At 65.7% G+C, this 11,763-nt stretch carries 10 protein-coding genes; 4 read left to right on the top strand and 6 right to left on the bottom strand.

Going from position 1 to position 11,763, the window contains the following annotated elements; genetic code table 11:
• Positions 1 to 182 precede the first annotated feature (182 nt).
• Positions 183 to 452: a hypothetical protein gene (locus EOD07_RS07720; RefSeq protein ID WP_127234758.1), complete on the bottom strand. Its 270-nt coding sequence runs from the start codon at positions 450 to 452 to the stop codon at positions 183 to 185.
• 267 nt (positions 453 to 719) lie between these two features.
• Here EOD07_RS07720 and EOD07_RS07725 point away from each other — a divergent pair, with 267 nt between their 5' ends.
• A complete protein-coding gene (locus tag EOD07_RS07725; RefSeq protein WP_073989513.1) occupies positions 720 to 1,166 on the top strand; it encodes a pyridoxamine 5'-phosphate oxidase family protein in 447 nt (148 codons plus the stop codon).
• 39 nt (positions 1,167 to 1,205) lie between these two features.
• Here the strand turns inward: EOD07_RS07725 and EOD07_RS07730 are convergent, their stop codons facing one another.
• Genes EOD07_RS07730 through EOD07_RS07750 form a run of 5 tightly spaced genes read right to left on the bottom strand, consistent with a single transcriptional unit; the run spans position 1,206 to position 7,833 of the window.
• A complete protein-coding gene (locus EOD07_RS07730; RefSeq protein WP_127234760.1) occupies positions 1,206 to 2,780 on the bottom strand; it encodes an indolepyruvate oxidoreductase subunit beta family protein in 1,575 nt (524 codons plus the stop codon).
• The gene (locus EOD07_RS07735; RefSeq protein WP_127234762.1) at positions 2,773 to 4,926 is read right to left on the bottom strand and encodes an indolepyruvate ferredoxin oxidoreductase subunit alpha; all 2,154 of its coding nucleotides are present in this window, start codon (positions 4,924 to 4,926) and stop codon (positions 2,773 to 2,775) included. Before EOD07_RS07735 ends, EOD07_RS07730 begins: the two co-directional genes overlap by 8 nt.
• A 45-nt stretch (positions 4,927 to 4,971) precedes the next feature.
• On the bottom strand, positions 4,972 to 5,454 hold the full coding sequence (locus EOD07_RS07740; protein WP_041008280.1) for a MarR family transcriptional regulator: 483 nt from the start codon (positions 5,452 to 5,454) through the stop codon (positions 4,972 to 4,974).
• Positions 5,454 to 7,025, bottom strand: coding sequence for an NAD(P)/FAD-dependent oxidoreductase (locus EOD07_RS07745; RefSeq protein WP_127234764.1), 1,572 nt, complete (start codon positions 7,023 to 7,025; stop codon positions 5,454 to 5,456). Before EOD07_RS07745 ends, EOD07_RS07740 begins: the two co-directional genes overlap by 1 nt.
• A 16-nt stretch (positions 7,026 to 7,041) precedes the next feature.
• On the bottom strand, positions 7,042 to 7,833 hold the full coding sequence (locus tag EOD07_RS07750) for a cyclase family protein (protein ID WP_073989454.1): 792 nt from the start codon (positions 7,831 to 7,833) through the stop codon (positions 7,042 to 7,044).
• 120 nt (positions 7,834 to 7,953) lie between these two features.
• Between EOD07_RS07750 and EOD07_RS07755 the strand changes: the two genes are divergently transcribed.
• The 3 genes from EOD07_RS07755 to EOD07_RS07765 form a co-directional block, all read left to right on the top strand.
• Positions 7,954 to 9,528: an NAD(P)/FAD-dependent oxidoreductase gene (locus tag EOD07_RS07755; protein ID WP_127234766.1), complete on the top strand. Its 1,575-nt coding sequence runs from the start codon at positions 7,954 to 7,956 to the stop codon at positions 9,526 to 9,528.
• 95 nt (positions 9,529 to 9,623) lie between these two features.
• The gene (locus EOD07_RS07760) at positions 9,624 to 11,150 is read left to right on the top strand and encodes an ABC transporter substrate-binding protein (protein ID WP_041001493.1); all 1,527 of its coding nucleotides are present in this window, start codon (positions 9,624 to 9,626) and stop codon (positions 11,148 to 11,150) included.
• A gap of 182 nt (positions 11,151 to 11,332) precedes the next feature.
• The coding region (locus EOD07_RS07765; RefSeq protein ID WP_164772108.1) for an ABC transporter permease at positions 11,333 to 11,763 on the top strand (431 nt) is incomplete at its 3' end.

Raw genomic sequence — 11,763 nt, forward strand, 5'->3', positions numbered from 1 at the left:
GGTAACGGAATGGACCCTCGGGTCTCCGCGTCCGCTTCGCTCCCGCTCCGCCCGTGGATGACGAAGCTGAGGGGCTTCGGACAATCACGAACGTTTTCAGGGAATGAACCCCTCGTGTGAGAAGCCAAAGAAAAAACGCCCGCGCCGTTGTCGGCGCGGGCGTCGATCCCCTCGATGGATCATCAGCTCCAAAAACCGGGGTGCCAGCGGCCGTGATACCAGAAGCCGGGGTGCCAATGGCGCACGTGCATCGGGCGGATGATCACCCGGCCGTTCGGCACGCACCTGCCCCAGCGGTTCATGTGCCAGCCGGGGCCGCAGCGCCAGCCGACGGTTTCGATGGGCAGCGGCGCGGCGCTTGGCTTAACAAGCGGCATGGCCTGCGCGCCGGCGGCCGACAGCGCCAATGTACCGGCGGCCAAGGCGATGGGCAGAAAGTATTTTGTGAACATGCGTTGTCTCCGTAATTTGTCCCTACCTCCGTGAAACGGAGGACAGGCCGAATTCCGTCGGAGCGATGCGCATCACATCTTCGTTAGCATCGATCCGGGGCAGATCGGCCGATGGTTCCGACCGGGGTGCGCCGGGCAGGCCTTGCCTTCGCCCATGACAACTTGATCCATATCAATGAGCCTGGATGGGTCCTACGCTAGCCTCGGAAGAACCGATCGACGGAGATCCTCAAGGCCGAAGGCCGGTTGAAACAGGAGTTCATAGCGATGATGATCCGCACGCTCTCTGCGCTGGAATGCACGAAATTTCTGGCGGCCAACCGCACCGGACATCTGGCATGCGCGAAGGACGGGCAACCTTACGTCGTGCCCTTCAATTACGCCTATGCCGACAGCCACCTCTACGCATTCTCCCTGCTGGGCAAGAAGATCGACTGGATGCGGGACAATCCCCTGGTGTGCGCCCAAGTGCAAGGACACACGCAGGGACGTGGCTGGAAAAGCGTGATCGTCGAAGGCCGCTATGAGGAACTGCCCGACCGGGTCGGCCACAAGGTCCAGCGCGATCATGCCTGGGCGGTGTTGAGCAAGCACACGGACTGGTGGGAGCCAGGCGCGCTCAAGCCTGTCACGCCTCCCGTGTCGGACGACCTGCCGCATGTCTTTTTCCGGATCCTCGTCGAGCAGGTGTCGGGACGGGAAGCGATTGAATAGCCAATCCGTGGCAGTAGCTCGAGCGTCTACGGAGCCGGACTATCTGCCCAGCGTCGCCACCGTCTTCAACGCGCCGTCCAGCATGTCGCCCTTTTCGTCCTTCAGCGCCGCCTCGCGCAGGCGGCGGATCCAGGCGGCGGCATCGTCGCGGCCCTTGAGCGTCGGCAGCGCCGAGAGCACGCGGTCGAACTTCGACTGGGCGCGGGCATGGGTGTCGCTGTAACCCTTGATCAGACGGCGACAGTTCAGGACTTCGGTGGCCAAGGCGTAGTCTTGGCGAGCATGGCCGAGCGCCAGGCCGTACCAACGCTCCAGATGCTCGAGCTCTACCTTGTGGCGTAGCAGGCGGCGGCGCCAGCGGCGCAGGCCGCCGATGAGCCACAGCATGGCGAAACCGGTGAAACTGTCGGTGCGGATATGGCGGCCGCGATTGATGCGGCGGTCGAGGAAGGCGGCGAGCCTGGGCCGGCTCTCGATGTAGCCGCCCAGCCCCGCCGGCAGCGTGCCGCAGAATTCCTCGATGCGCGGATGGAAATATTCTGTGACCTGCAGGACCGAGCCTTCCTTGACCCCGACTTCCTTGCGCACGCGCCTGTCGCGGGTCGAACGCGTCTTGAGGTCAGCGACGCGGATCATGTCGTCGTAGCACATGGCGTTGGCGAGATGCTTTGCCGCGGCGATCGACAGCGCATAGCCGCGCTCCGCATTGTCGAGCGCGACCGCCTTGTCCAGCCGGTCGAGATATTCGCCGCCATAGGCGATGTCCTGGTAGTCGACGACCTTTCTCAGGCCGCGTTCGGCCATGTCGCGCAGCGGCTCCGGCAGCGCCGCGACGCGGGCGGCAAGCTCCTGCCAGCCTTTCAACAGCGTTTCGGGGCCGCTGACCTTCGCTGTCGAACGGGCTTCGGGCGCGGCAGGTTTCGCCACCGCCGTTTCGCCGGCGGGCGCCGCCGCGATGCCGCGCGCACGATCGCAGGCCGCGCCGAACGCTGCGAGGCTGGCCTTGACGCCACGGCCGCCGGCGCCGATCGCCTGCTCGTAGCTTTCGCGGGTGAAGGGCAGCGCGTCGGAACCGGCCAGCGCGCCGAGCAGGCTGGCGGATATCATCGTGCCGTTGTCGGCGGCGATCTTTTCCATGTCGAAAGCGATGAAGCGCTTGGCCGCGGCCTCAGCCGTCGCGCGGACCTTCTCCGACGAGGCGCGGCCGTCACCCGGCTCGATCTTTTCCGAGACGGCGGCGATACGATGCGAAGAGGTGATCAGCGTCGTGCGCTCGGGCGTGACGAAGCCGCGGATGATGGCGCGGCCGGCCTCCATCAACTCGGCGGCGATCAGGATATCGACGTCGCCCTGCGACGGCGACAGCGCGAAGACCGGCAGCCGGCCGGTGTCGCGGGCCATCTCGATGTAATAGATCGTCGCGCCGGTGCGCTGGGCGACGCCGGCCACGGAGGTCGATTGCGCGATATAGCCGTTGCGTTCGGCGACATCGGTGATCCAGTCGGCGAGCACGCCGCCGCCCTGGCCGCCGACGGCGAGCACAGCGAGTTTTATCACCCGCTCGTCATCTAAAGCGCCCGCCTTCGGGCGCAGGGGGGAGGCCTGGTCAAGCATCGGCGAACGTCAAACGGCGGCTTTCGCGGCGGCGCTGCAACAGGCCGATCACGGCACGGCGCGCGCTCTCCAGGAGGCGGTCCCAGCGGCCGGGATTGTGGACGACATCGGCGCGGTAGAAGGACGGGCAGAGCACGGCCGCATCCGCCACCTCGCCGCAATTGCCGCAGCCGACGCAGTTCTGGTCGATCGAGGCAACCGGATCGTCGCGCAGCGGATCGTCGAGCGACTTCACCGACAGCGACGGACAGCCGGAGAGGCGCATGCAGGCATGGTCGCCGGTGCAGATGTCCTCGTCGACGCCGAACTTGGGCTTCACGATGCGCTCACCACCCTTGATCGCCTTGTCGACCAGCGGCTTCTCGCGGCGCTGGCGGTTCAGCATGCATTCGGACGAGGCGACAATGACCTTCGGCCCCTTCTCCTCGGTGGTCAGCGCGTCGCGCAACGTGTCGCGCATCTTGCCGACATCATAGGTGCGGTCGATATGGCGCAGCCATTTGACGCCCATGCCCTTCACTGCCTCGTCGATCGGATGTTTTGTCGACTTGGTGCGGTTCGAGGCGCGCGAGGACAAGATGTCCTGGCCACCGGTGGCGGCCGAGTAGAAATTGTCGACGATGACGATGACGCCGTCATTCCGGTTGAAGACGGCGTTGCCGATCGAGGAGGTCAGGCCGTTGTGCCAGAAGCCGCCGTCGCCGACGAAGGAGATCGAGCGGCGTTTTGCTTCCGGCGAATTGAAGGCGGAGGCGGACGCCGGCCCGAGCCCGTAGCCCATGGTGGTGGCGCCGAGCTCGAAGGGCGGCATGATCGAGAACAGATGGCAGCCGATGTCGGAAGCGATGTGATGCTTGCCGAGCTCCTGCTCGACCAGCTTCGTCGCGGCGAAGATCGGCCGCTCCGGACAGCCGACGCAGAAGCCCGGCGGCCGGCCGGGCACGACATTGATGAGATCGGCGGTATCGACGCCCTCGCCCGTTTTGTTCGGCGCGCGGACTTCGCCCGGCAAAAGATGCGGGGCGTTGGCGCGCAGGAAGGAGCCGATGCCGTCGAGCATCACCTGGCCGGTGTATTCGCCGGCCATCGGCAGATGCTCCTTGCCGACCAGCCTGGTGCCGCGCCCGGCCTTGTGCAGCATCGCGGCAAAGGCCTGCTCGATGTAATTGGGCTGGCCTTCCTCGACGACCAGCACCGCCTGCTTGCCCTCGCAGAAGGCGAGAAACTCGTCGTCGACCAGCGGGTAGACGGCGTTCAGCACATAAAGCGGCACGTCGGTGTCGCCATAGGTGTCGGCAAGGCCGAGCCGCTGCAACGCACGGATGACGGAATTGTACATGCCGCCCTGCATGACGATGCCGACCGAGCCGTGGTCGGAGCCGAACATCTCGTTGATCTTGCGGCTCTTGATGAAATCGACCGCCGCCGGCCAGCGCTTGGCGACCTTCTCTTTCTCGTGCAGGAAGGAGGCTGGCGGCAGCACGATGCGGCCGGTGTCGCGGCGCGGCGCTGACAGCGCATCGGCGACAGACATTGGCGGGCGCTTGTTGTCCTTGGCGATGAAGTGGCCGTGGACGTGGCAGCAGCGGATGCGCACCTGCAGCATGACCGGCGTGTTGGAGGCCTCCGACAATTCGAAGCCGTCCTCGACCGCCTTGACGATCGACGGCAGGTTCGGACGCGGGTCGAGCAGCCAGACCTGGCTCTTCATGGCGAAGGCATGGCTGCGCTCCTGCATGATGGAGGAGCCCTCGCCATAATCCTCGCCGACGATGATCAGCGCGCCGCCGGTGACGCCGCCGGACGCCAGGTTCGCCAGCGCGTCGGAGGCGACATTGGTGCCGACGGTCGACTTGAAGGTGGCGGTACCCCGGATCGGGTAGTGCACGGAGGCGGCAAGCATGGCGGTGGCGGTCGCTTCGGAAGCGCTCGCCTCGAAATGCACGCCGAGCTCGCCCAGGATATCCTGCGCGTCGGCCAGCACATCCATCAGATGGCTGATCGGCGCGCCCTGGTAGCCGCCGACATAGCCGACGCCGCATTGCAGCAGCGCCTTGGTGATGGCGAGGATGCCTTCGCCCGCGAACTCCTCGCCGGCGCCCAGCCTCAGCTTTTCGACTTCCTTGGCAAAAGACCGTTCGGCCATCTCTGCCTCCTTCCGTTGCCGCAATCGGGCGGCGCGTACGTCAACTCAGATGTCGTGCTTGCGGATGTTCTTCAGCATCTTCTGCAGGATCGCGATCAGGGCCGCATATTCGGCGTCGTCGACACCGTCGAACATCGCCTCGAAGGCGTCGTGCATGGCCGGCCAGGCGCGGGTGAAGAGCGCACGGCCGTCATCGGTAAGGAACACATGGCGGATGCGGCTGTCGGTAACGCCCTGCTCGCGCCGCACCAGGCCCTGGCCTTCGAGCGTGTCGAGCGTGCGGCTCAAGGTCGATTGCTCGATCACCGTGTAGACCGAGAGATCGTTGACGGTGACACCGTCGGTAACCGAGAGCACGGCCAGCGTCCGCACCTGCGAAATGGTCAGGCCCTGCTTGCGGAAGTCGTCACGCAAAGTAGCGTTGTAGCGGCCCATGATGCGGTTCATCAGATAGGGCGCGAATTGCTGCAAGCCGATCTGGCCGAGAGTCGAGATGCGCTGGCGCCTTTCCGCGAGCTTCTGTTCCATCACAGCTTCCCCGCCAGAAGGAAGCCGGAGCCGCCGCCGAGGCCGGCGCCCGGGTGGGTCGAAGCGCCGATGTGGTAGAGGCCCTTGATGCCGGTCTCGTGGTTGCGGCTCGCCTTGAACGGCCGCCACAGGAAGGATTGATCGATGGTCGATGAGCCACCATAGGGATCGCCGCCGACCAGATTGATGTTCATCGCTTCGAGATCGGCCGGCGAATAGGCGCGGCGCGCGATGATGGTATCGTGAAAACCCTCGATGTGGCTGGCAAGGATCGCCTCGACGCGGTCGGCATAGGCTTCGCGCAGCGCGTCGGTCCAGCGGCCGTCGGCGGGCACTTCGAGCTTGCCGGCGGCATCGCCCTTGATGTGCCGCGGCGCCTCGGGCAGTTGCAGCCACAGGATCGCCTTGCCTTCCGGGCAGCGTGACGGGTCGAGCGCGTGCGGCTGGCCGACGCAGATGGTCGGCACTTCCGGCAGCAGGCCGCGCACCGCCTCGTTGCAGGCTTTCGAGACACCGTCGAGCCCCGGCGTCAGATGCAGCAGCGCCACCTTGCCGAGGCCCTCGCCGCGCCATGCGGGCGGCTTGTTCAGGGCGTAGTGGATCTGGAAGTTGCCTTTGCCGTAGCGATAGGACTGCGTGGCTTTTGTTGCCACCTCCGGCGCATCCTTGCCGAGCAGGCGGCCATAGAGCTGCGTCGGCGTGACCGAGCAGATGACGCTCTTTCCCGCCGTCAGCGTTTCACCGGAGGCCAGACGCACGCCGGTAGCGCGGCCGCCGGCCTGGACGATCGAGGCGGCATCGGCGTTGACGCGGATTTCGCCGCCGCGTTCCTTGATCAGCGCCTCGAAGGCGGCGAGCAGGTTTTTCGCGCCGCCCTTGACGATCGGCGCGCCGGCCGCCTCCAGCGCGAAAGCGATGACCTGGGCGATCTGGCCGGAAAAGGCGTCTTCAGGACCCAGCCCGGCATGCAGCACCCAGGGCGCCCAGAGCGCGCGGACGAGTTCGGATGCGTAAGTCGTTTCCAGCCAGCCGCGCGCGGGCACCAGCGCCTCGCCCATGAAGGCGGCAAGATCGCGCGGGCCGCGCCGCCAGGCCTCGCCGGCGATAAGCTTCGTCGTCGGATAGGACCAGAGCGCGCCACCGAGCAGGCCGAAGAGCAGCCCGGCATTGCGCTCGATGCCGCCGACATCGCCGCCATGGCGGTCGCCGTCGCCGGGCGCGGTCCGGTTCAGCGCCGCGATGTTGGCGGCGCGGTCGGTGGTGATAACGGCATGGCTGCCGTCGGGCGTGAGCACGCCTGTCGGCGTGGCGGTGTGGCAGAACTCCAGCCCGTGCCGCGCGAGGTCCTTGCCAAGCGCGGCAAAGGCCGGCGAGGTGATGAACAGCACGAAGGTCGTCGCCATCACGTCATGGACGAAGCCGGGCGCAGTGATCTCCTCGGTGCGCATGCAGCCGCCGATGCGGTCGTTGCGCTCGAGCACGAGCACCTTGGCGCCCTTGGCGCCAAGCATGGCCGCGCAGACCAGGGCGTTGATGCCGCTGCCGACGATGATGTGATCGATGTCGCTCATCGTCGTGGCCTTGGCTTTAACCCCGAGGCACCAGCGCCAGCGCGCGGATCGGGCTGCCGGTGCCGCGCTCGATCTTGAGCGGAGCGGCGATCAGGATCGCGCCCTTCGGCGGCAGCTGGTCGAGGTTGCACAGGCTGGCGAGGCCATAGCGGTTGGCCTTGTGCATCAGCGTGTGCGCCGGGAACGGCGGCTCCATCCCTCCTGCTTTACCGGCATCCGTGCCGATCGTCTCCGAACCCCAGCCCTTGATATCCTTGCTGATCAGGAACTGGATGGCTTCCGCCGTCGGGCCGGGCGTGTGGGGGCCGGTCTCGTTGGCGTTGAGGAACTCGGCTTCCGAACCGTTACGCTTGTACCAGTCGGTGCGCATCACCACCCACTCGCCGGGATTGATGGCGCCGTGCTTGGCTTCCCAGGCCTTGATGTGGTCGACTGTGAGCAGGAAATCGTGGTCCGCCGCGGCTTCCGCCGAGCAGTCGATGACGTTGACCGGGCCGATGAAATTCTGCGCCGGAATGGTGTCGGTGGCGCCGTCCGGATAGTCCTTGCCGGTGATCCAGTGCTGCGGCGCGTCGAAATGCGTGCCCGAATGCTCGCCGAGCTTCAGCCAGTTCCAGGCCCACCACGGGCCGTTCTTGTCATATTTGGAGATGGAGTGGATCTCGACCTTCGGCGTGTCGACGGCGAGTTCCGGCGGCAACTTGATCAGCGGCGTATCCGGCCCGAGCGGCGCCGTCAGGTCGACCACCTTGATCCCTCCCGAAAGCAGCTGGCTGGCGACCTCGCCCAGGAGTTTCTGCGTATCCATGGTCTTTCGTTCCCTCTAGTTCGTGATCATCAAGGCTCGTTGCGGCCCTTAATATACCTACTAGACGAAAACATATGCATCTGCAATTATCTTTAAGCATAAAGCATTTTGGGGCGGGGCGTGAGCGAGTTCGACGCCATATTTGTCGGGGCGGGCCACAACAGTCTGGCATGCGCCGCGCATTTGGCGCTCAAAGGCTGGAAAATAGCGGTTTTCGAGCGCAGCGAGGCAATCGGCGGCGCGGTGCGGACCGCCGAATACACGCTTCCCGGCTTCCGGCACGATTTCGGCGCGATGAATTTGAGCCTGTTCGCCGGCTCGGCCTTCCACCGGAAATATGCAAATGAATTGAAAAGCCACGGGCTGGAGTTCGCGCCCGTCGCCGACTGTTTCGCCAGCGCCTTCCCGGACGGGACATGGTTCGGCGTCAGCAACGATCTCGAAAAGACGGCGTCGCGGCTGGCCGCCTTCTCAGCGGCGGACGCAGCCGCATGGCGCAGGCTGGTCGGCGCCTTCCCAGGCGAGGCCGAGCACCTGTTCCGCCTGCTGGGTTCACCGATGAGCGCAAGAGCGCTGGCCGGCACAGGCTGGAACCTGTGGCGCAAGAAGGGCATCGCCGGCGCGCTCGATACGGCTCGGTTGCTGCTGTCATCGCCGCGCGCGTGGCTGGAGGAGAATTTCGAGACGCCGCATGTGCGCACGACGCTCGCGGCCTGGGGCATGCATCTCGACTTCGCGCCCGACATCGCCGGGGGCGCCGTGTTCCCCTATCTGGAATCGATGGCCAACCAGAGTTTCGGCATGGTGCTGGGCAAGGGCGGCGCCGACACCATCATCCGTGCCCTGGCCGGCATGGTGACGGCGGCCGGCGGCAAGATCACGACCGGCGCGGAAATCGCCGAGATCATGGTTTCCGGCGGCAAGGCGACCGGGGTCAGGCTGGCATCCGGCGAAACCCATGTCGCGACCAGGGCCGTCATTGCCGGCGTCGCGCCGAAAGCGCTCCCGGGCAAGCTGCTGCCCAATGGCTCGGGCGACGCTGGCTTCGACGCGGCGATGAAAAAATTCCGGCATGCGCCGGGCACGATGATGGTCCATCTGGCGATGGACGACCTACCGGGCTGGAGCGCCGGCGCCGAGCTTCGGCAATTCGCCTATGTGCATCTGGCGCCGTCGCTCGACGCCATGTCGCGCGTCTACCAGCAGGCAATCGCCGGCCTGCTGCCCGATCAGCCCGTGCTCGTGGTCGGTCAGCCGACGGCCGTCGATCCGTCGCGCGCCCCGCAGGGCAAGCATGTGCTGTGGGTGCAGGTGCGCATGCTGCCGGCGCAGATCCTCGGCGATGCGGCCGGCAAGATCGCCTCCACTCACTGGGACGCCGTCAAGGACGCCTATGCCGAGCGCGTGCTCGACATCATCGAGAGCTACGCGCCGGGCCTTCGGCAGAAAATCCTCGGCCGCGCGGTGTTCTCGCCGCTCGACCTCGAGCGCGAGAACCCGAACCTCGTCGGCGGCGACCAGGTCTGCGGCAGCCATCATCTGGCGCAGAATTTCCTGTTCCGTCCGGCGCGCGGCTTCGCGCGCTGGACCACGCCGGTCTCGAACCTCTTCCTCACCGGCGCCGCGACATGGCCCGGCGCCGGCACCGGCGCGGGCTCCGGCTACATGCTCGCCCAACAGCTGGGAGGAGGTTGAGCCAAAGAGATTCCGGGATGGACAAGGCGCGGTTGCCCACCACCCGAATGAAAAAACGCCGCGCGGACAAATGACAACCAACAAGGGGAACGACCATGACCATCAACAGACGTGACTTGCTTGGGTATGGCGCCGCGGCGATCGGTGCCGCGACGCTCGGCCTGCCGAGGGCGGCCAAGGCGGCGGACGAACTCACCATCGCCTACAACGTCAACCTGCCCTCCTGGGACCCGACGACCGGCCCCTCGGCCGTCAACCCGACCATCCAGGGCCTCTATCAGTCGGTGTTCGACCAGATCATCGGCCAGAAGCCGGACCTTTCCTTCACGCCGGGCCTGCTCACCGAATGGGGCTGGAACGACGACCGCACCAAGGTGATGATGACGGTTCGCGACGGCGTGAAATGGCATGACGGCTCGCCCTTCACGGCGGAGGACGTGGTGTGGTCGCTGCAGCGGGCCGGCGACGAGAAGACCGGCAACCCGATCCAGTTCGTCTGGAAGAACGTCAACAATTTCAAGATCGACGGCAACAAGATCACCGGCGACGTCGTGCAGTTCGACCCGGTCTATTTCAAATGGATGTCGTTCCTGACCGGCTACATCCTGCCCAAGGCCTATTACGAGAAGGTCGGCGCCGAAGGCTTCGAGAAGGCGCCGATCGGCACCGGGCCGTATATGGTCGACAAATTCGAGCGCAACGCCTTCCTGCGGCTGAAGGCCAACCCGCATTATTGGGGCACCAAGCCGGCCTTCGAGAATGTGACGATCAAATTCGTCACCGACGCGGCGAGCCGCGTTGCCGAGATCGAGTCCGGCTCCTCGCAGGTGACGCTCGAAATCCCCTATGAGGAATATGACCGGCTGATCGCCAAGGACGGGCTCGCCGGCTCGATCAAGAACGTCTCCGACATCGGCATGATCTTCTTCAACGACATCGAGGCGATGCTGGACAAGAATGTCCGCCAGGCGGCGGTGATGGCGGTGGACAAGGAGCTTCTGGTCAAGCGCCTGCTGCGCGGCTACGGCCTGCCGATCGCAACGCTGGAGACGCCGGAATACGCGGCCTTCGATCCGTCGATCAAGGTCGAGCACAATCCGGACAAGGCCAAGGAACTGCTCGCCGCATCCGGCTACTCGCCGGAAAAGCCGGTGAAATTTACGATACAGACGACCAAGGGCTTCAAGCCCAAGGACTATGAGATGATCCAGGCGATCGTCGGCATGTGGCGCAAGGTCGGCATCGAGGCCAAAATCGAGGTTTACGAGATCGCCAAGCACTACGAGCTGCGCGCCGCCGACAAGCTGGCGCCGGCCGCCTTCTACAATTGGGGCAACTCGATCGGCGACCCGACCACCTCGACGGGCTTTGCCATGTACGGCCCGAGCCCGCATTCGGTGTGGGACAGCCAGGACCTGATCGACATGATCAACCCGCTGTGGGGCGAGAAGGACGAGGCCAAGCGCATCGCCGGCTGGAAGGCCGTCGACAAGTACATCGCCGAGCAGGCTTATGTGCTGCCGCTGATGCAGTATGCGCAGCCGATCGTGCACTCGAAGAAGGTCAATGTCGTGCAGCACGTGTCCGGCGCGCTGTTGCCGGCGCTGATGACGCCGGCCTGATTGTCGGCCTTGCCCCTGCCGGTCTTCGCCCGGCAGGCCCCCTCATCCGGCCGCTTCGCGGCCACCTTTCCCCGTTGGGGAGAACAGGCCGGCTCAGCCGTTTGCGACCTCTTCTCCCCTCGGGGAGAAGGTGGCCCGAAGGGCCGGATGAGGGGGAGTCCGTTTAGAGTGATTAGGCCAGCATGCTGCTGCAGAGATTCTTCGTTCGTCTGTTGACGATGCTGGTGACGCTGTTCGGCGTCGCCATCGTCGTCTTCGTCGTCATCCGCGTCGCGCCCGGCGACCCGATCGCCATGATGCTGCCGCCCGGCGCCAGCAATGACGACATTGCGCGGCTGCGTGCGCTCTACGGGCTCGACAAGGGAATCGCGCAGCAGTTCTTCATCTGGCTCGCCGGCGTGCTGCATGGCGATTTCGGCACCTCGATCTCCCTGCGCCAGGACGTGCTTGGCCTTGTCTTCAACCGGCTGCCGGCAACGCTGGAGCTTGCGACCGTGGCACTGCTGATGGCGGTGGCGATCGGCGCCACCGCAGCAATCCTCGGCGCGCGCTCGCGCGGCACGGCGCTCGAAGCCGGCATCGACATTGCCAGCGGCGCGACACTCTCCATCCC

This window comes from Mesorhizobium sp. M2C.T.Ca.TU.002.02.1.1, assembly GCF_003997225.1.